The organism is Microbacterium sp. LWH11-1.2, from assembly GCF_038397745.1.
GTDB lineage: Bacteria > Actinomycetota > Actinomycetes > Actinomycetales > Microbacteriaceae > Microbacterium.
Genome location: NZ_CP151636.1, coordinates 2,542,271 through 2,560,768 on the forward strand (window position 1 = coordinate 2,542,271; position 18,498 = coordinate 2,560,768).

General features: G+C 69.3%; 22 protein-coding genes and 1 tRNA gene. 12 read left to right on the plus strand and 11 right to left on the minus strand.

Going from position 1 to position 18,498, the window contains the following annotated elements; translation table 11 throughout:
• Positions 1–9: 9 nt before the first annotated feature.
• The 4 genes from MRBLWH11_RS12245 to MRBLWH11_RS12260 form a co-directional block, all read right to left on the minus strand.
• Positions 10–789 (minus strand): VTT domain-containing protein, encoded by a 780-nt coding sequence (locus MRBLWH11_RS12245; protein WP_341945071.1) that lies wholly within the window; start codon positions 787–789, stop codon positions 10–12.
• Positions 790–864: 75 nt separating this feature from the next.
• Positions 865–946 (minus strand) — tRNA-Leu (locus MRBLWH11_RS12250).
• Between the two features lie 45 nt (positions 947–991).
• Positions 992–1,477, minus strand: coding sequence for a DUF6578 domain-containing protein (locus MRBLWH11_RS12255; protein ID WP_341945072.1), 486 nt, complete (start codon positions 1,475–1,477; stop codon positions 992–994).
• 48 nt (positions 1,478–1,525) lie between these two features.
• The gene (locus tag MRBLWH11_RS12260; protein WP_165808104.1) at positions 1,526–1,804 is read right to left on the minus strand and encodes a hypothetical protein; all 279 of its coding nucleotides are present in this window, start codon (positions 1,802–1,804) and stop codon (positions 1,526–1,528) included.
• Between the two features lie 160 nt (positions 1,805–1,964).
• On the opposite strand from MRBLWH11_RS12260, the gene MRBLWH11_RS12265 reads away from it, so the two are divergent.
• The 7 genes from MRBLWH11_RS12265 to MRBLWH11_RS12295 are packed head-to-tail and all read left to right on the plus strand — an operon-like array spanning position 1,965 to position 6,405.
• Entirely contained in the window at positions 1,965–3,119 is a 1,155-nt protein-coding gene (locus MRBLWH11_RS12265; RefSeq protein ID WP_341945074.1) for an ATPase, T2SS/T4P/T4SS family, read from the plus strand.
• Positions 3,116–3,973 carry a type II secretion system F family protein gene (locus tag MRBLWH11_RS12270; protein ID WP_341945075.1) on the plus strand — a complete coding sequence of 286 codons (858 nt, stop codon included), beginning with the start codon at positions 3,116–3,118 and terminating at the stop codon, positions 3,971–3,973. Before MRBLWH11_RS12265 ends, MRBLWH11_RS12270 begins: the two co-directional genes overlap by 4 nt.
• Positions 3,970–4,908 carry a type II secretion system F family protein gene (locus tag MRBLWH11_RS12275; RefSeq protein ID WP_341945076.1) on the plus strand — a complete coding sequence of 313 codons (939 nt, stop codon included), beginning with the start codon at positions 3,970–3,972 and terminating at the stop codon, positions 4,906–4,908. Before MRBLWH11_RS12270 ends, MRBLWH11_RS12275 begins: the two co-directional genes overlap by 4 nt.
• A 20-nt stretch (positions 4,909–4,928) precedes the next feature.
• Positions 4,929–5,156 carry a hypothetical protein gene (locus tag MRBLWH11_RS12280; RefSeq protein ID WP_341945077.1) on the plus strand — a complete coding sequence of 76 codons (228 nt, stop codon included), beginning with the start codon at positions 4,929–4,931 and terminating at the stop codon, positions 5,154–5,156.
• A 1-nt stretch (position 5,157) separates the two neighbouring features.
• Positions 5,158–5,559: a TadE/TadG family type IV pilus assembly protein gene (locus tag MRBLWH11_RS12285; protein WP_116636360.1), complete on the plus strand. Its 402-nt coding sequence runs from the start codon at positions 5,158–5,160 to the stop codon at positions 5,557–5,559.
• Positions 5,528–5,983, plus strand: a complete 456-nt coding sequence (locus tag MRBLWH11_RS12290; RefSeq protein ID WP_116636359.1) for a TadE family protein — start codon at positions 5,528–5,530, stop codon at positions 5,981–5,983. The genes MRBLWH11_RS12285 and MRBLWH11_RS12290 overlap by 32 nt, the downstream gene beginning before the upstream one ends.
• Positions 5,980–6,405 (plus strand): pilus assembly protein TadG-related protein, encoded by a 426-nt coding sequence (locus MRBLWH11_RS12295; protein ID WP_341945078.1) that lies wholly within the window; start codon positions 5,980–5,982, stop codon positions 6,403–6,405. Before MRBLWH11_RS12290 ends, MRBLWH11_RS12295 begins: the two co-directional genes overlap by 4 nt.
• Positions 6,406–6,415: 10 nt before the next feature.
• On the opposite strand, the gene MRBLWH11_RS12300 is transcribed toward MRBLWH11_RS12295, so the two are convergent.
• Entirely contained in the window at positions 6,416–6,976 is a 561-nt protein-coding gene (locus MRBLWH11_RS12300) for an NUDIX domain-containing protein (protein ID WP_341945079.1), read from the minus strand.
• Entirely contained in the window at positions 6,973–8,211 is a 1,239-nt protein-coding gene (locus tag MRBLWH11_RS12305) for an MFS transporter (protein ID WP_341947826.1), read from the minus strand. Before MRBLWH11_RS12305 ends, MRBLWH11_RS12300 begins: the two co-directional genes overlap by 4 nt.
• Before the next feature lie 119 nt (positions 8,212–8,330).
• On the opposite strand from MRBLWH11_RS12305, the gene prfB reads away from it, so the two are divergent.
• Positions 8,331–9,440 (plus strand): peptide chain release factor 2, encoded by a 1,110-nt coding sequence (gene prfB / locus MRBLWH11_RS12310; protein WP_116636354.1) that lies wholly within the window; start codon positions 8,331–8,333, stop codon positions 9,438–9,440.
• A gap of 71 nt (positions 9,441–9,511) precedes the next feature.
• Here prfB and MRBLWH11_RS12315 read toward each other — a convergent pair whose 3' ends face one another.
• A complete protein-coding gene (locus tag MRBLWH11_RS12315) occupies positions 9,512–10,615 on the minus strand; it encodes a DUF2510 domain-containing protein (RefSeq protein ID WP_341945080.1) in 1,104 nt (367 codons plus the stop codon).
• Positions 10,616–10,649: 34 nt separating this feature from the next.
• Entirely contained in the window at positions 10,650–11,984 is a 1,335-nt protein-coding gene (locus MRBLWH11_RS12320) for a DUF2510 domain-containing protein (protein ID WP_341945081.1), read from the minus strand.
• Between the two features lie 176 nt (positions 11,985–12,160).
• Here MRBLWH11_RS12320 and ftsE point away from each other — a divergent pair, with 176 nt between their 5' ends.
• The 3 genes from ftsE to smpB are packed head-to-tail and all read left to right on the plus strand — an operon-like array spanning position 12,161 to position 14,704.
• On the plus strand, positions 12,161–13,258 hold the full coding sequence (ftsE, locus tag MRBLWH11_RS12325; RefSeq protein WP_341945082.1) for a cell division ATP-binding protein FtsE: 1,098 nt from the start codon (positions 12,161–12,163) through the stop codon (positions 13,256–13,258).
• Positions 13,255–14,169: a permease-like cell division protein FtsX gene (ftsX, locus tag MRBLWH11_RS12330; protein ID WP_116636350.1), complete on the plus strand. Its 915-nt coding sequence runs from the start codon at positions 13,255–13,257 to the stop codon at positions 14,167–14,169. Before ftsE ends, ftsX begins: the two co-directional genes overlap by 4 nt.
• Before the next feature lie 58 nt (positions 14,170–14,227).
• Entirely contained in the window at positions 14,228–14,704 is a 477-nt protein-coding gene (gene smpB / locus MRBLWH11_RS12335) for an SsrA-binding protein SmpB (RefSeq protein ID WP_116636349.1), read from the plus strand.
• An 8-nt stretch (positions 14,705–14,712) separates the two neighbouring features.
• On the opposite strand, the gene MRBLWH11_RS12340 is transcribed toward smpB, so the two are convergent.
• A complete protein-coding gene (locus tag MRBLWH11_RS12340; protein WP_341945083.1) occupies positions 14,713–15,306 on the minus strand; it encodes a TetR/AcrR family transcriptional regulator in 594 nt (197 codons plus the stop codon).
• A gap of 49 nt (positions 15,307–15,355) precedes the next feature.
• Here MRBLWH11_RS12340 and MRBLWH11_RS12345 point away from each other — a divergent pair, with 49 nt between their 5' ends.
• On the plus strand, positions 15,356–15,748 hold the full coding sequence (locus MRBLWH11_RS12345) for a DUF4345 domain-containing protein (RefSeq protein WP_341945084.1): 393 nt from the start codon (positions 15,356–15,358) through the stop codon (positions 15,746–15,748).
• Here MRBLWH11_RS12345 and MRBLWH11_RS12350 read toward each other — a convergent pair.
• Together MRBLWH11_RS12350 and lexA are read right to left on the minus strand one after the other, a co-directional pair.
• Positions 15,732–17,621, minus strand: a complete 1,890-nt coding sequence (locus tag MRBLWH11_RS12350; protein WP_341945085.1) for a prolyl oligopeptidase family serine peptidase — start codon at positions 17,619–17,621, stop codon at positions 15,732–15,734. The genes MRBLWH11_RS12345 and MRBLWH11_RS12350 overlap by 17 nt on opposite strands.
• A 92-nt stretch (positions 17,622–17,713) precedes the next feature.
• Positions 17,714–18,400: a transcriptional repressor LexA gene (lexA, locus tag MRBLWH11_RS12355; RefSeq protein ID WP_116636347.1), complete on the minus strand. Its 687-nt coding sequence runs from the start codon at positions 18,398–18,400 to the stop codon at positions 17,714–17,716.
• Positions 18,401–18,498 lie beyond the last annotated feature (98 nt).

An 18,498-nucleotide genomic window follows, 5' to 3' on the forward strand; every position in this document is an offset into this window, starting at 1 on the left:
CGGCGGGCCTCAGTGCTTGCCGTCGCCGTCCAGGTCGGGAGCCCGCTCGAACACCTCGGGGTTCAGGGCGAGTTCCTCGGCCTCCCCGGCATCCGTCGTGACGTCTTCGCCCGCCGCCGCAGCCTTCTTGGCCTTGTGGCGCTCGGAGAAGTAGTGCCAGAGCGTGACCAGTGCCGTACCGCCGACCGCTGCGAGCAGGATCAGGTCGATGTAGCTCTCGACGAACGTCGCCACCGGCGGGATGAAGCCGATGAGGTATCCGAACATCGTCAGACCGAAGCCCCAGAGGATCGCGCCGATGAGGTTGTAGAGCGTGTACTTGCGCCACGGCATGTGACCGACGCCCGCCGCGACCGGCGCGAACGTGCGCACGATCGGCACGAAGCGGGCGAGGATGACGGTGATGCCGCCGAAGCGCTCGAAGAACGCGTTGGTGCGCTCGACGTTCTTCTTGCTGAAGAGACCGGATTCCTTGCGCTCGAAGACCGCGGGTCCGCCCTTGTGGCCGATGACGTAGCCGACCTCTCCACCCACGAAGGCCGCGAGGCCGATCAGCAGGGCGACGATCCAGACGTTGACGCCGAAGACACCGTGCTCCGAGCCGGCGATCGGGTGCGAGAGCAGCCCCGAGATCACGAGCAGCGTGTCGCCCGGCAGCAGGAAGCCCACGAGGAGGCCGGTCTCGGCGAAGACGATGAAGCACACCACGAGGAGCGCCCAGGGACCTGCGGTACCGATGATCGTCGCGGGGTCGAGCCAGGGGATGAGGGCGTTGGGTGCGTGCAGCATGGTTTCGAGCACTGGGAGTCCCGTCGGTCGTTATTGGTCGGCGGTGTAACGGTGAGGATGCAGAAGCAGCCGTCGTGCGGAAGGTGGGACTTGAACCCACACGCCCTAGGGCACAGGAACCTAAATCCTGCGTGTCTGCCAATTTCACCACTCCCGCGCGGTGGAATCAGTCTACTGATCGGACAAACACGGATTCTGGAGATCAGCCCGCAGTTCCGGAGCGCTTCCGTTCTCCCTCTGTCGGGGTCTCTTCCACGTCGAGGAGCCAGCCGACGCAAGATCGTCGCGGGCGGTCGGTTGGCGCACCGTCGAGTTCCGCGCGCCGCGCGACGACCCGGTCGACGGGCAGCCGCACACCGGCGACCGCCTGGAGTCGAGTCGTGTCGGGAACGGGCTCGAACGTCACCGACTCGTGCGGGCATCCCGGCCTCGATGAGACCTGGATCGTCCGCTCCACGACCTCGTGCGTCACCTCCTGCACCGCGGCGACCCTGCCGCGCACACGGTCCGCGTACTCGTGCTCATGGTGCGATTCCAGAGCGTCCACGGACGACGCCAGTTCGGTGCCGAGCGCGTCGACCAGAAGCACGGACTCGCGCGACCGGATGCCGAAGTCGACCTCGTCTCCGACCGCGAACGGGTCGCCGCAGCAGGCCCACTCCCACGGCGTCAACCACACACGCGTCATGCAGCGAGACTAACGCCGGTCTATCGGATCGCGTGCGACCACGTCGCGTCAGGCCAACGGGCCGGAGCCGGGGATGAGCGGCTCCTCCGGGTTCGGTGCCAGAGGCTCCTCCGGATGCGGGGCGAGCGGCTCCTGCGGCGTCGGGGTCAGCGGTTCGTTCGGGTGGGTCGGCGACGGCTCGTCGGGGAACGCGGGCGACGGCTGCGAGGGCGAGGGGACGGCGGGTCCGGGCGGGGTCTGTCCAGGGTCGGCGGGGCCGGGGCCGGTCGGCTGCTCGCCGGGCACAGAGGGGACGGGCGGGCCGGGAACAGGGGAGGAGTCGGTCATGACGGTTCCTTTCGCTGAGGTGATGCTCACGTTCCGGTCAGTCCACCACCGCGGGTCCGAGAGGTCTGGCCCCTTGCGCTTCGCGGTGCGATGTGCGGGTCGTCGATCGCTCTGTGGATAACTTCCGAGGTGCACGCACGATTCTTGGCATGATGCCCGGGTGAGTCATCCGTCTGCCCTCGTCGCCGAACGCGTGCGATCGCGGTTGCGGGTCGAGGGTGTGGATCCGTCGATCGATCCGGATACAGCTCGACGCATCGCCCAGGCGGAGGTGCGTCGTCATGACGACCATGCACTGGCCCGCGGCGAGGCCTTGATCGACGACGAGGTCGCCTGCGTGCGCGATGTGCTCGCGGCGGTGAGCGGGATCGGACCCCTGCAGCCGTTCCTGGACGACGCAGAGATCGAGGAGATCTGGGTGAACGGCGACGGTCACGTGCACGTCGCGCGCGGCGGAGTGACGGAGCGCACCGGACTGCGGCTCGCCGACACGACGGTGCGCGATCTGGTGGAGCGGATGCTGCAGCCCACCGGGCGCCGGGTGGACATCAGCCAGCCCTTCGTCGACGCCTCCCTGCCTGACGGCTCGCGACTGCACGTCGCGATCGCGGATGTCGTTCGAGGCTCCTGGGTGGTGAACATCCGCAAGTTCCTGCCTCGATACCGCACCCTGGACGCGCTGACGGCACAGGGCGCGATGCCGGTCGCGATCGCCGACCTGCTGCGTGACGCGATGCGGGGCGGTCGCAGCGTGATCGTGTCCGGCGCGACACACGCCGGCAAGACGACACTGCTCGGTGCGCTTCTGGCCTCCTGCGCGGACTCCCAGCGCATCATCACTGTCGAGGAGACCTTCGAGCTCGCTGTCGAGGGGACCGATCTCGTCGCTCTTCAGGGACGGCAGGCCGGCCTCGAAGGCACCGGGGAGATCACTCTGCGGCGGCTCGTGAAAGAGGCGCTGCGCATGCGCCCGGACCGGCTGGTCGTCGGCGAGGTGCGCGATGCGGAGGCGCTCGACCTCGTCCTCGCACTCAACACCGGGGTTCCCGGGGCGGGAACCGTGCACGCGAACTCGGCAACGGAAGCCTTGGAGAAGCTCGCGATCCTGCCGTTGCTCGCCGGACGGAACATCGATCGCACCTTCATCGCACCCGCGCTCGCCGCGGCGATCGACCTGGTCGTGCACTGTGCACGTGACGCGTCCGGACAGCGCCGCGTGCAGGAGATCGTCGCTCCGACCGGTGAGGTCGTCGAGGGAAGGATCAGGACTCGCACGCTCTATGACGCGGCGCGTCGAAGCGGGGTCGCGTCGTGACCGTCCTCATGGGCGCGCTGCTCGCCGCGGGCGTCCTGCTGAGCCTGTCGCCGTGGATGTGGCCCGTGCACGACCGGGAGATGCACGCCGTCCGGAAGGGCCGTCTCGCGCGCCTGCTGGAAGAGGCCGGTGCGGATGCCGTGGCCCCGCGGGTCCTGATCGCCGTGATGCTCGCGGCAGCCCTGCTGGTCGCATCCGCCGTCTGGCTCGTCACCGGCATCGCCGTCCTGGCGGCCCTCGCCGGTGCGGCCGCGGGTGCGGCGCCTGTGATGTGGCTGCGAGGGCGCCGGCTGAGGCTGCGCCGCCTGCGTCGGCAGCTGTGGCCGGATGTCTGCGACCTGCTCATCGCCGCGATCCGCGTCGGTCTCTCCCTGCCTGACGCGGTGGCGGGGCTGGCGGAGTCGTCGCCGGCGATGCTTCGTCCCGCCTTCGTGGTGTTCGCGCGCGACCTGCGCGCCACGGGACGATTCGAGACCAGCCTCGACCGGTTGAAGACGTCGCTGGCAGACCCGATCGGCGACCGGATCGTGGAGACGCTGCGCATGGCGCGACAGGTCGGCGGCACCGAGCTCATCTCCGTGCTGCGCGCGCTCTCCTCGTCGGTGCGAGCGGATGCCGCGCTGCGGGGAGAGGTGGAGGCGCGCCAGTCCTGGATCCGCGGTGCTGCGGTGCTGGGGGCGATCGCACCGTGGGTCGTGCTCGGTCTCCTCGTCATGAGGCCCGAGGGTGCCTCGGCCTACGGCACGCCAGAGGGCGTCATCGTGATCTGTGTCGGCGCCGCCGTCTCGGTCCTCGCCTTCCGGATCATGATCCGGATCGGCAGGCTGCCGGAGCCTCGGAGATGGTTCGGATGAGCGGACTCTCGGTTCTCGCGAGCGCGGTGCTGATCGGCGGAACCCTCGCGGCGGGGCTGCTGTGCATCCTGGCGGCGCTGCCACGGTGGCGGGCTGTCTCGCTGACCGTGCGCATCGCGCCGTATGTGCGCGACGTCGTCGCCGACGAGGACATGCCCCGTGGTCTGCTGCGGGGCGCGGGGATGCTTCCGGCAGGGAACCGGGGGCTCTGGCAGCGCGCGCAGCAGGGATTCGACCGGATGCTGGGTGGCGGGGAGATCCTCCGGCTTCGGCTGGCCCAGGCCGGGCTGTCCGCGGACCCTGTCGCGTTCCGGGGTCGACAGCTGGGATGGCTGCTCGCCGGAATCAGCGTAGGAGCGCTCGCCGTGATCGCGCTGGCCGTCGCCGGCAGGATGTCCGCGCCGGTCGTCGCGATCCCGATCCTCGCCGGGGCGACAGCCGCGGTCGGCTACGACATGCAGCTCTCGGTGCGGGCCAAGGCCCGCCGCGGTCGGCTCACCGACGAGCTCCCGACGACGCTCGAGTTCCTGGCCCTCTGTCTGTCGGCGGGTGAGGGCTTCCTCGATTCGCTGCGGCGGGTCGCCGCCGTCGGCTCCGGGGAACTCAGCGCAGAGCTGCGACAAGTCGTCCTCGCCGCGGGAACGGGTTCTCCTCTCGCGGATGCGCTGAGCGAGATGGCGACGCGCCTGCAGCTCCCCGGACTCGCGCGCGCCGTGGATCAGGTCATCTCCGCGCTCGAGCACGGTGCGCCACTCGCCGGCGTGCTGCACGCACAGGCAGGCGATGCTCGCGAAGACGCGAAGCGCACCCTCATCGAGCAGGCGGGGCGCAAGGAGATCCTGATGCTCCTGCCGCTGGTGTTCCTCATCCTCCCGCTGTCGGTGCTCTTCGCGATCTACCCGGGACTCTTCATCCTCCGGCTCGGCATCGGCTGACCGTTCACGAAAGGACGACCATGACGATACGCACGCACGACCTCCGGCGAGGGGATCACCACACGCGCTGGTGGTGCGGAACACGCGGCTGGTTTCGCGACCTCGCCCGGGATGAGCGCGGGGACGTCCCCGGCTGGGTGCTGGTCACACTGATGACCGCAGGACTGGTCGTGCTGATCTGGGCGGTCGCGGGGCCCGCGCTCACCGCGCTGTTCGAGCAGGCGATCCAGCGGGTGTCCGGTCTCTGAGATGTGTGGCCCTCGGGTGCTGCACGACGAGCGAGGTTCGAGCCCGGTCGAGTTCGTGCTGGTCGGCACGCTCCTCACCGTGCTCACGCTGGCGGTGCTGCAGCTGGCGCTGGCCGTATACGTGCGCAACGTCGTCCATGATGCGGCCGTCGAAGGGGCGTATCACGCCGCACTCGCCGACACGAGCCTGGAAGAGGGCGCGGAGCGGTCGCGGTCGGTGATCACCCGGGCGGTCGGCGCAGCGTATGCGGGGGACGTCATCGTCGGCACCTCGGAGGAACTCGGCCACGAGACCGTCGATGTGCGCATCCGCACGTCTCTCCCCGTGCTCGGGCTCATCGGAGTCCCCTACGCGCTGGAGGTGGAAGCGCATGCACCGGTGGAGAGCCTGGGCGAGGAATGACGAGGGGTCTGCGGCGCTTGAGTTCATCACCGTCGGCGTCATCCTGCTCGTCCCGCTCGTCTACCTGGTGATCGCGCTGGGCGCGATCCAGGAGCAGACGCTCGGCGCGGAGGCGGCCGCACGCCACACGGCACGCGCGATCGCGATGGCGCCCGATGCCGCCGCGGCCGCGGCGAACGGAGAGGCCGTTCTGGCGGGGATCATCGCGGAGTACGGGCTCGACCCGGAAGCGGTCGACGTCTCGCTCTCCTGCTCGCCCGCGGGCGTCGGCTGTCCGTCGGCGGGGGCGACGCTCATCGTGACCGTCGCCGCTCGCGTGCGACTGCCGCTGGTGCCCCCGATCTTCGGCCTCGACCGCGCGGCTTCCGTCACCGTGCAGGCAGCAGCCGCGCAGAAGGTGTCCCGGCTGTGGGGTGTGGGATGACCGCAGATCGCGCTCGCCGTGAGGGTGAGGAGGGGAGCGTCCTGCTCCTCACCCTCGGTTACGTGCTCCTGGCGGTAGCGGTCGTCTTCGTCTGCGTGTGCGCCACCGACCTGTACATCGCTCAGAAGCGGCTGGACGCGCTCGCCGACGCGGCCGCGCTCGCCGGAGCCGACGGCTTCACCCTGCAGGTGAGCGGTGACGACGTGCGCGCCGAGCTGACGGGTGCCGGTGTGCGCGAGCAGGCTTCGGCCCTGATGGACGCGCTCCCCGGTGACGCCGCGCTCGCCGCCGCCAGCACTCCCGACGGCGTCTCGGCTCGCGTCACGCTCACGACGACCTGGCATCCGCCGTTGCTCTCGCCCTTCGTGCCCGAAGGCGTGGAGTTGGCGTCGACGGCGACGAGCCGCACGGCGCTCGAATGATCACCGCAGGCTAGCGCTGCGATCGCAACCGTTCGAGAAGTCCCGCCAGCCGCGGCTCGAGCTGCGGCGGCACCTCGGCCGGCAGTGCGTCGACAGGCCACCAGCGAACATCCTCGGACTCGTCGCTCACGCTCAGCGCGAGCTGCGGGTCGACGATCACCGTGATCCCGATGTCGAGGTGCGAGGCGCAGCGGCCGAACCGGGACGAGAGCCCGTGGTGGTCCAGGTCGTAGGCCAGGGGAGAGGTCGGCACGGCCGTCTCGATGCCGGTCTCCTCGCGCAGCTCGCGCAGCGCGGCCTCCATGATCGACGCGTCTCCGTCTTCCGCGTGCCCTCCCGGTTGCACCCAGAACTGACCCTTGCCGTGGAAGACGAGCAGCGTCTGCGTGAGCGTCTCGTCGAACACGACGCACGAGGCGGTGGCGTGGTCGGGGCCGGAGTCCCGCCGCACGGGCCCGGTATCGTCGGCGAAGAACGAGGCGAAGTCCTCCTGCGCCGCGCGCTCCCGCTCCGACCTCGGCAGGTACTCGGTGACCAGCCGATGCACGTCGGCGGACAGCATCCGGCTCATTCGTTCTCCTTCTCCGGCCGCGCGCGCGGCACGAACTTCGGGATCCAGCGCAGGAATCCCGCAGCGCCGAGAAGGCTCACGACGCCCATCGCGGCAGCCGCGAACGGCAGCGCCGACACCGCGGTGATCGCGGCGACCAGGAGCGGAGCGATCGCTCCACCGGCATCCGTCAGAGTCCGCCAGGAGCCGAGGAACGCCGCCGGCTCGCGCTTCGGCGCGACATCGGCTCCGAGGGTCAGCAGGATCCCGCTCGATAGTCCGTTCCCGACGCCCAGCACTCCCGCGAACAGGCCGAACCAGAGCACCGACGCCTCGAGGTCGTGCGTGAACGACATCGCGAGGAACCCCGCGCCCATCAGCACCATCGCCGGCATCGCCGCCCACAGGCGGCCGAAGCGGTCCATCACCTGGCCGCTCGCGTAGAAGAGGGCGAAGTCGATCGCGCCGGAGACGCCGACCACGATCGCGATCGTCGAGGCGTCCAGCCCGAGCGACAGCCCCCACAGAGGGAGCACGACCTGCCGTGCCGACCGCACCGCCGACAGCGAGGCCGCAGCCAGCCCGAGACGCCCGAGCACGGCGCGCTGCCGCCACATGGTCTGGAAGATGCCGGCGCGCTCGATCGTGGGGATCGATCCGCTCACCGCCTCACCGGAATCCTCCGCGTAGCGCACGGGTGTCGTCGTCGTGACCGGCGGGATCGTCTTCTCGGGGTCGGGACCGAGCAGCACGAGCAGCACCATCGCGACCAGGCAGCCCAGGAAGAACCAGATCGCCGCCTGCTCGCTGCCGAAGAGCTGCAGGAGGCCGGCGGCCACGAACGGGCCGATGAAGATGCCCAGACGGAAGCTCCCGCCCAACAGCGAGAGCGAACGCGCCCGGAATGCCACGGGCACGCGCGTGGTCATGAAGGCGTGCCGCGCGAGACCGAACGCCGCAGCGCACATGCCCAGCACGAAGACGGATGCTGCGAGCACGCCGAGCGACGGGGCGAGCACCATGCCGACAGCGGCGAGGATCGAGATGACCCCGGCGATCACCATCGTGAACCTCTCGCCGATGCGGCCGACCGCCCAGCCGGCGGGGAGATTGCCACACAGCTGCCCGATCACGAGGGCGGACGCGACGAGCGCCGCGAAGGCGACATCCGCTCCCATCGAGACGGCGATCACCGGGATGAGCGGGATGACCGCGCCTTCGCCGAGCGCGAAGAGGATCGTCGGCAGGTACACCATCGGCCCGAACTGTCGAAGGACGGTCGATGCACTGCTCACGCACTCACGCTACCCCCGTCCGCGGACGCTCGAGATGCGGCGTCCCCGCGCGAGCAGGCGGCACGTTAGGCTGAGGTGTCATGCTCGAACTAGATCTCTCCGCCGAAATCCAGGCGCTCAGGCACACCTTCGGCGACATCAGCGAGGTCGTCGATGTCTCCCACCTCCGCGACGAGATCGCGAGGCTCAGCGAGGAAGCCGGCGCACCCGACCTCTGGGACGACACCGAGCGCGCGCAGAAGGTGACCAGCGCCCTCAGCCACCGCCAGTCGGAGCTCGCCCGGATCACCGGCATCGCGTCGCGGCTCGACGACCTCGAGGTGCTCGTCGGCCTCGCGAATGAGATGGGTGACGAGGAGTCGGCGCAGGAGGCTCGCACCGAGCTCGCCGCGCTCACCGACGTCATCAACCAGCTCGAGGTGCAGACACTGCTCGACGGCGAGTACGACGAGCGCTCCGCGATCATCACGATCCGCTCGGGTGCCGGCGGCGACGACGCCACCGACTTCGCCGAGATGCTGATGCGCATGTACCTGCGCTGGGCCGAGCGCCACAAGTACCCCGTCAAGGTGATGGACACCTCCTACGCCGAGGGTGCGGGCATCAAGTCGGCGACCTTCGAGATCGATGCGCCCTACGCGTTCGGCACCGTGTCGGTCGAGGCCGGCACGCACCGTCTCGCCCGCATCAGCCCCTTCGGCTCCGCCGACAAGCGCCAGACGTCGTTCGCCGCCGTCGAGGTCATCCCGCTCATGGAGGAGGCGACCGAGGTCGACATCCCCGAGAACGACATCCGGGTCGACGTCTTCCGCTCCTCGGGCCCCGGTGGCCAGTCCGTCAACACGACCGACTCCGCCGTGCGCCTGACCCACCTCCCGACCGGCATCGTCGTGTCGATGCAGAACGAGAAGTCGCAGATCCAGAACCGCGCGGCCGCCATGCGCGTGCTGCAGACGCGCCTCCTGCTGCTGCAGAAGGAGCAGGAAGCGGCGAAGAAGAAGGAGCTCGCGGGCAACATCACCGCAAGCTGGGGCGACCAGATGCGCTCGTACTTCCTCTACGGCCAGCAGCTCGTCAAGGACCTGCGCACCGGGCACGAGTCGGGCAACCCCGCAGCCGTGTTCGACGGCGACCTCGATGGCTTCATCTCGGCCGGCATCCGCTGGCGCAAGCGTCCGGACCAGGACTGAGTATCGGCGACTGAGCCGATGAAGAAAGGCCCCGGAGGATTCCGGGGCCTTTCTTCATGAAACTGATGCTCTCAGCGCGCCGTGCCCCGGAGCGAAGTGGTCACGTCTTCGTAGCTGTAGATGATGCAGTGGACGGTGCGGTCGTCCATCCGGGTCCACGACGCCTTGGTCGGCGTGTAGTTGTAGATGTCGAACTCGGACTCCTCATAGGGAAGCCCGACGAACCCCTCGAACTGCGCGGCGCAGCCGTCCCAGGCGAGCTCGTAGATCGCGTCATCGCCGGGATAGTCGCCGTCGTCGAGCTGGTAGATGAAGTAGACCTCGTCGGTGTGCGGCTGATCGCAGGGCACGACCGGCACCTCGAAGATCTCCTCCTCCGGGTCGTACTCCACGAGGGGTATGCAGTCGCCGACGGCGAGGTCCGCGAAGGGGACCATCTCGGCGCCCTCGATCTCGGAGGGGTCGGTCGTCCCCTCCGTCGAATCATCGACCGGAGGCCGCTCGCTCGGGGTGGCGATCGGGACCGGATCCGCCTCCACGGTCGAGTCGATCCCGAGAGTGAGGAGAGCCACCCCGAGCGCCAGCACCGTGCCGAAGACGGTCACGCCCATGCCGGTGATACCCGGCCACTTCGCGCCGCGGAGGAACAGCGAGACGAGCGAGGTGACGAAGCCGATACCGAGCACGACCCAGCCGATGACCGCGATCGGCGGAACACAGGCGAGGACGACGCCCAGCACCGCGACGGCGAGGCCGATGATCCCGAGGACGGAGACCTTGCGAGCGGGTGCCGGTGACGGCAGGTGCGTGGCCGCGCCGGGATACCCGGGCACGGATGCCGCCGGGTACGTCGGAGCGGATGCCGCACCGGGATACCCGACCTGCGCGGGTATGGCGTAGGGCGGCACGAACGGCTGCGGTTCGGCAGCGACGGGGCTCGGCGTCACCGCCTCGACGGGCGCGACCGGTTCCGCGGCGACCGGTGCGATGGACTCCGGTGCGACCTGCGCGGTCGTCTCCTGCGGAGTCGGTTCCTTCGCGGGCGGCTCTGGTGCGGCCGCTTCCGCAGGCGCACTCGGCTGCGGCTCTGTGCGCACGTGCGCGGTCCACTGCTGCCCGTCCCACCACCGCAGCGTTCCGGAACCGTCGTCGTACCAGCCGGCAGGTGTCGTCATCGATCTTTCCTGTTGTCTTCTCTGTGGTCGGCGGTCAGCCGGCCGAGGGCTCCACCGTCACCCGTGCGACCTCCTGAAGGAGCTCATCCGTGATGATGATGACGTACGAACCGCTCTGCGCGACGTCGAACGAGACCGTTCCCTGTGTCGTCTGCCCGGCGGGAAGCTCGCTGGACTCGAGGGTCGCGTCGCCGAAGATGTCGTAGTCGCCCGCCGCGCCCTCGGCGGTCTCGATCGAGAAGTAGAGCGGGTTCACGTAGGTCGTGCCGTCGAGCGTCTTCCACGTCAGGTCGACGAGCAGGTAGCCGCCGTTGGTGGGGTCGAAGCCGGAGTCATTCGTCGGGCTCCAGGTCGCGGAGTTCACCGTCAGCTCTCCGGTGCCGGACATCTGCTGCACGGTGACGGGTTCACCCATGCTGCCCTCGGCGACATCGGCGGGCGGTGCGCTCTCGTCGGTGCCGTCATCGGTTCCTGAGTCGGAGGTGGGGATCGGATCCGGGATCGCGTCCTCGATCTCGTTCGCGAGAGCGAAGAGGAAGACGAAGCCCATGATGAAGGCGACGATGGCGCCGACGATGGAGACGCCGAGACCCGTGAAGCCCGGCCACTTCTTTCCCTTGAGGAACAGGGAGATGAGCGACACGATGAAGCCCGCGGCGAGCAGGACCCACGCGAACGGCAGCGTGAACGGGATGAAGGCGAGAATCAGGCCGAGCGCGGCGAGGCCGAGTCCGACGAGTCCGAGGATCGACATCTTCTGCGGTCCCGTCGGAGCGGGGGCCGCATACGGAGCCGATGCCGGGTACCCGCCCGCGGCGTATGCGCCGGCCGCGGGATAGCCGCCGCCGGTGGCCGGGTAGACGCCGGGAGCAGCAGGGTATGCCGGAGCCGTGGCGCCGGGGTACACCGGTGCGCCGCCCTGGGGGACAGGGGGGACGGGCGGGACGACCGGGGTCGATCCCGGGTACCCCGCGGCTCCGTACGGAGCCGCGGCGGCCGCGGGGGCAGCGGGAGCGGCCCAGTCCTGCGGGGCCTCGGGAGCGACGACCGTTTCCTCGACGGCATGCGGAGCGGACTCCACGGCCGCATCGTCGGGGGTGATCGGGGTCTCCGCGGGAACGACGACATCCGCTGCCGGGGTCTCGTCGACAGCAGGAAGCTGCTCGACGACCGGGGTCTCGGCGACGGGCGTCTCGGCGACGGGCGTCTCGGTAGCAGCCGGCGCCTCGGTTGCAGCGGGAACCTCCGGAACACCGGCGACCTCAGGAGCGGCCGGGGCCTCGGGGGCGAAGTGCTCCGTCCACTGCTGGCCGTCCCACCAGCGCTGGCGTCCGGATCCGTCGTCGTACCAACCGGCAGGTGTCGTCATGGTGTCCCCCTCGAAGTTCTCGGCGCGCGGAATCGCGTGTGTCGCCACTCCATGTATAGCAGTGGAGTGCGACGCCGATCAGGTCCATATCGTCGGGACGATCGCCCATGGCGGCGTGCGCCGCGCGGGGTGTCGCTCGCGGCATGACGAGAGGCGGCGCTTAGGCTCGTAGCGCCATGATTCGGTTCGAGAACGTCACGAAACGCTACCGCGGAACGTCGAAGCCCGCGCTGTCCGGTGTCGACTTCGAAGTGCAGCGCGGGGAGTTCGTCTTCCTCGTCGGCGCTTCGGGTTCCGGCAAGTCCTCCTGTCTGCGGTTGATCCTGCGCGAGGACGTGCCCACATCGGGCCGCGTCGCCGTGCTCGGGCGCGACCTGCGCTCCCTCGCCAACGGGAAGGTGCCGTACTTCCGTCGCCACATCGGCTCGGTGTTCCAGGACTTCCGGCTCCTGCCGTCGAAGACGGTGTACCAGAACGTGGCCTTCACGCTCCAGGTGACCGGATCGTCCCGTGGGTTCATCCAGCAGGCGGTCCCCGAGGCACTCGCCCTCGTGGGGCTCGACGGCAAGCAGAAGCGGATGCCGCACGAGCTGTCCGGCGGTGAGCAGCAGCGTGTCGCCATCGCCCGCGCCCTGGTCAACCGTCCGCAGGTGCTGCTCGCCGACGAACCGACCGGAAACCTCGACCCCGGGACCTCGGTCGACATCATGCAGCTGCTCGCCCGCATCAACGCCGGAGGCACCACTGTGCTGATGGCGACGCACGAGGCCGGCTTCGTCGACGCCATGCAGCGTCGCGTGATCGAGCTCAGCGACGGCGAGATGGTGCGCGACGAGGTGCACGGCGGTTACGGCGATACATCGAACATCCCGCGGCTCGTGCCGGAGGAGGTGCGCGGCGCCGCAGCGGCCGCCGCACTGACGGCCGTGCAGGAGGTGCAGCGGCAGACCGCCGACCTCTCCGTGGTGCGAGCCGCTCTCGCCGAGGAGCTCGACGCGCAGCGCAAGGCCGCGGCATCCGCTCCCGCCCCCGTCGCGCAGACGGCACCCGCCTTCACCCGGCCGACGGAGCCCGGAGCGCAGAAGGCGGATGCCGCTGCCCCCAGTGCACCGAGCGAGGCTCGGCGCGAACCCGTCGAGGAGCAGGCGCCGGCCGCTGTCGGTCCGCGCACGCACCCGATCGTCCTCCCGCAGGTCGACGTCGCGGAGCTCGGCGTCGCCGATCGCCTCGGCCTGTCCGACGACGATGCCGAGGAAGTGGGCCCGACCTCATGAGAATCGGACTGATCCTCACCGAGGCCCTGGGTGGCCTTCGACGCAACATCTCGATGGTGATCTCCGTCGTGCTCGTCACGTTCGTGTCGCTGACCTTCGTCGGCGCGGCGATCCTGATGCAGTCGCAGATCGGCGTCATGCGCGGCTACTGGGCCGAGCGCGCCCAGGTCGCGGTGTACATGTGCTCGGCGGTCTCCGAGGCGGAGACATGCATCGACGGGACGGCGAGCGAGGAGCAGGTCGAGGCCGTCCGCGCGCAGCTGGAAGGCGAGGCTCTCGCTCCGCTGATCAGCTCGATGACCTTCGACACGAGGGAAGAGACGTACCAGAAGCTCGTCGACCAGCTCGGCGCGGATCAGGCGAGCGTGCTGACGCCCGACCAGGCGTTCGAGGTGTTCTTCGTGACGATGAAGGATCCGGGTCAGTCGCAGGTGCTCGCCGAGGCCTTCAGCGGACAGGCCGGTGTCGAGCAGGTGCAGGACCAGCTCCAGTACCTCGAACCGCTCTTCTCCGCGTTGACCGTCGCGACCTACATCGCGGTCGGCATCGCCGTGCTGATGCTCATCGCGGCGACGCTGCTGATCGGCACGACCATCCGATTGTCGGCGTACGCACGGCGGAAGGAGATCGGCATCATGCGCCTCGTCGGCGCCTCGAACCGATTCATCCAGACGCCCTTCGTGCTGGAGGGCGTGTTCGCCGCGTTCCTCGGCTCCGCCCTGGCCAGCGCGGCCGTGGTCGCAGGTGTGCACTTCGGCGTGAACGGCTATCTGCGCGGGCGCGTCCCCTTCATCACGACGTGGATCACGATGGGGGACGCCGCTCTGGTGGTGCCCGTCCTCATCGGCATCGGCGTGATCCTGGCCGCCCTCTCGGCCGGCTTCGCGATCCGTCGCTGGCTGCGCACCTGATCCGGCCTCGCACCTGATGTAGGCTGGTGGGCTGGCCACAACAGAGAGCAGGAGCACCATGCCCAGGGAACGCGGGGAGAAGGTCGTCGCGACCAATCGTCGCGCCCGTCACGACTACAACATCGAGAAGTCGTACGAGGCGGGAATGGTGCTCACCGGCACCGAGGTCAAGTCGCTGCGCCAGGGGCGCGCCAACCTCAGCGACGGCTATGCGTTCGTCAAGGGCAACGAAGTGTTCCTCGACTCCGTGCACATCCCGGAGTACTCGCAGGGACACTGGACCAACCATTCTGCGAAGCGCATCCGCAAGCTTCTGCTGCACCGCGCGGAGATCGAGAAGATCGCGCACGCCGTCTCGGCCGGCGGCTACACGCTGATCCCGCTGAAGCTGTACTTCTCCGACGGCAGGGCCAAGGTCGAGATCGCCCTCGCGAAGGGCAAGCGCGAGTACGACAAGCGGCAGACCCTCCGAGAGCGCCAGGACACCCGCGAGGCCGACCGCGCCATGCGTCTGCGCAACCGCGTCGGCGAGTAGTCGCCGTCTCAGAGCGGCAGATCGAGGACGCGGCTTGCGGTGTCCGTCCATGCTGCGACGAAAGCGGAGCGCGTGAGGTCCCCCGGAGTCTTCTTGAGAAGAGCCTGGAGGATCGGCCATTGAGTCAAAGCGCTCATCAGAACCGCGGCGACGGCGTCGGGATCTGACACGCTGATCGTTCCTTCCGTCACCTGCCTCCTGATCCAGTGGGCCAACTCCGTGTAGACGTCGGCCATCACGCCCTTCCAGAGTCGTTCGGCGAGTTCCGGGTGCTGATCGAGGTCCCGGAGCAGGACTCGAAGCATCGTTTCGTCCGCCGTCATCGAGTCGATCACGCTGGATGCGATGACGTGCAACGCCTCTCGGGGATCGGCCGGCAGATCATCGACTGTCGAGCGGCTGTTCTGGTTCAGGGTCTCGAGGTAGGTGTCCACCCCGGCTTCGAGGACAGCCGCCTTGCTGGCGAAGTGCTTGTAGAGGGCGCCGGATCCACCCGTCAGTCCTGCGGATACCTGGATGTCCGCGACCGAGGTTCCGTCATAGCCTCGCTCGGCGAAGAGCTTCATAGCGGCGGCGACTAGCGCATCTCGTCTGGCTCCCATAATGTGAGAGAGTAATCACTCTCTTCGTATCGTGCAAGAAAGGACCGTCATGCAGAGGAGCGCGCTCATCCTCACTCTGGCTGTGCTCGGTGCGGTGGCGGTCGCCTCGGGCCTGTACGCGATCATCTTCGGCCCGACTTCCGTGCCGGGCGGGTCGCCGACGTCCTCGAGCGTCGACAGCGAGTACCGCTTCGTCAACGTGTTCTGGCTCGCAGCCGGCGTCGCTGTGTGGTGGTCGCTCTTCCGCCTGCGTGAACGAGCGACGGTGCTGCGCACCATGCTCGTGCTGGCTTTCATCGGTGGCCTTGCCAGGGTCCTCTCCGCCGTGGTCACCGGATGGCCTCACCCGGTGTTCATCGCGAGCACCGTCCTGGAGCTGGTCGTCGTTCCCCTTGTGCTCTGGTGGCACGTCCGCTTCGTCGGTCTCAGAGGCTCGGAGTGAAGCCGAACACCCGCCCCAGGAAGGCCAGTTCGCGTTCCAGGGCGTTCACGATCGTCGTCCCGCTGCGGAAGCCGTGACCCTCGCCGGGGTAGACGACGTACTCGTGCTCGACGCCGCTCGCCGCCAGAGCATCGCGGATGGCCTCCGACTGCGACGGCGGCACGACTCGGTCCTCGGCACCCTGCATCAGCAGCACGGGCACATCTATCCGTTCCGCATGCGTCAGCGGTGAACGCTCGATGTAAAGGCCCTCGGCCTCCGGGAGCGGTCCGACGAGCCCGGTGATGTAGTGCTCCTCGAAGCCGTGCGAGTGCTCCGCCAGCATCCGGAGGTCCGCGACGCCGTAGCGGCTGATCCCGGCGGCGAAGGTGCCGCCGCGCACCAGCGCCGAGAGCACGGTCCAGCCCCCTGCCGAGCTTCCGCGGATCGCGATGCGCGAGGCATCGGCGAGACCCGCGTCAGCGAGGCCGCGCGCGGCGGCGATCACGTCGTCGACGTCGACGATTCCCCATTGCCCGTGCAGGCGGTCGCGGTAGGCGCGACCGTACCCGGTGGAGCCGCCGTAGTTGACATCGAGCACGCCGATGCCCCGGCTGGTGTAGAACGCGATGGCGGCGGATGCCGCGCCGGTGACGTGTGCGGTGGGGCCGCCGTGGACGAAGACCACGTACGGAGGCAGCTCGCCTTCCGGCGCTGCGGCTTCGGGGTTGGCCGGAGCATAGGCGAACGCATGCACCGAGCCTTGGCCTCCGTCCACGAGGATCGCGGTGGTGGGCGGCATCCAGGCGGTGTCGACCGGTTCGCCGCCGGCGACCGTGATCGTCTCGCCGGAATCGAGGTCGACGCACCAGACACCGGGTGCGCTCGTCGAGCTGCCGCCGGAGAGCAGCACGCGAGAGCCGGACACGTCGTCGACGCTCACGTGGCCGTCGCAGGGGACGTCGAGGGTGCGGGTCGAGCCGTTGGCGGCGATCTCGACGACGTCGTCGCGGCCGTTGGTGCGCACTGCGACGATGCGGCCGTCTGCGAGGGGCTGGTACCAGCGGTTGCCCAGCACCCAGAGTCCATACCCCGTGTCGGCGTCGCTCGAGGTGATCGCCTCCGGAGCGCCGTCACGTGTGCCGGGGACCAGCGACAGGCGCTGGAGCTGCCAGCGGCCGGTCGGGTCGTCGGCGTAGAGCAGCTCGGTGTCGCTCACCCATTCGGGCTGGAGGGCGGCGCGCGTGGCGACCCAGGGGCCCGCCTCGCCTTCCGCGCCTTCGTCGTCTGCTTCGTCGATCTCGGAGATGACCAGTGTCGCGCTCTCCCACGGCATCCGCGCGCCGTCCCACGCGACCCAGGCGATGCGCGAGCCGTCGGGCGAGAGCGCGGGATGTGCGACGAAGGCGTCGTCCTGCGTGAAAGCACGGATCGCGGCGTCATCCGCTGCCGCTGAACCGTCGGTCGGGATCTCCACGATCCCTCGGATCTGCGCTTCTCCGCGGAGGTCCTCCCGCACGGCGAGGAGCCGCCCCTGCTGCAGACGGAGTCCGCCGTGCGAAGGACCTGCGGGGGTGAGCGGGACCGGACCTGCATCGGGTGAGAGCCGGTACACGCGCTGGTCTCCCGCGTCGACGAAGTACAGCGTGCCGTCGGCATCCGCGGTCCAGGCGCCGCCGCCGTACTCGTGCACGCGCGACCGCGCGCTCCACGGCGCGGGGAGGATCACCGCGCCGCTCGAGCTGCGGACCGTCACGCGCCCTCCCTCGGACGGCACCGACTCGCCCCACCAGATCTCCGAGCCGACGAATCGCGCCCCATCGATCCGAGGGGCGGAGGCCGCGACCGAGGCGGCGGAGAAGGGCGATGGCCAGGAACCGTACGGGGACGACATGGTTCGAGCCTAGGCGGCCGTCGAAGCACGGCCTCCCGAAACCGGGAGGACGGCTCTCATGCCGGCGGACGGCGGATGCCGAAGGGGCGCGGTCAGACCGCGCGGAGCACCGCCACGACCTTGCCGAGCACCGTGGCCTCGTCGCCGAGGATGGGCTCGAAGGCGGAGTTGCGCGGGAGCAGCCAGGTGTGGCCGTCGCGGCGGCGGAATGTCTTCACGGTGGCCTCGTCGTCGAGCATCGCTGCGACGATCTCGCCGTTCTCCGCGCTGTTCTGCGAACGGATGACGACCCAGTCGCCATCGCAGATCGCCGCATCGATCATCGACTCCCCGGACACCTTGAGCATGAACAGATCGCCCTTGCCGACCAGCTGGCGGGGGAGCGGGAAGATCTCCTCGACCTGCTGCTCCGCCGTGATGGGCACCCCGGCCGCGATCCGGCCGACGAGCGGTACGAGAGCGGCATCGCCGACCGGTGTGGCCACGTCTGCCGGGTTCTCGCCGCTCGTACCGGGAAGGTCGATCAGCACCTCCATCGCGCGGGTCTTGCCCGGATCGCGGCGCAGGTAGCCGCTCAGCTCGAGCTGTCCGAGCTGGTGGGTCACGCTCGAGAGCGACTTGAGTCCGACCGCATCGCCGATCTCGCGCATGCTCGGCGGGTAGCCGTGGTGGGCGATGGAGGTCTGGATGACCTCGAGGATCGCCATCTGCTTCGGGCTGAGGCTCTTCCGACGGCGCGTCCGAGGGGCCTCCTGCTCCGGGGCTGAGTTCTCGCTCATGGTGCTCCTTCAGTACGCGATCCGACGTTCCTCTTCGAATGTCGGAGGCCCGTGGTGGGGTGTTCTTATCGAAACCGTATCCGAGAATCGGCCTGATC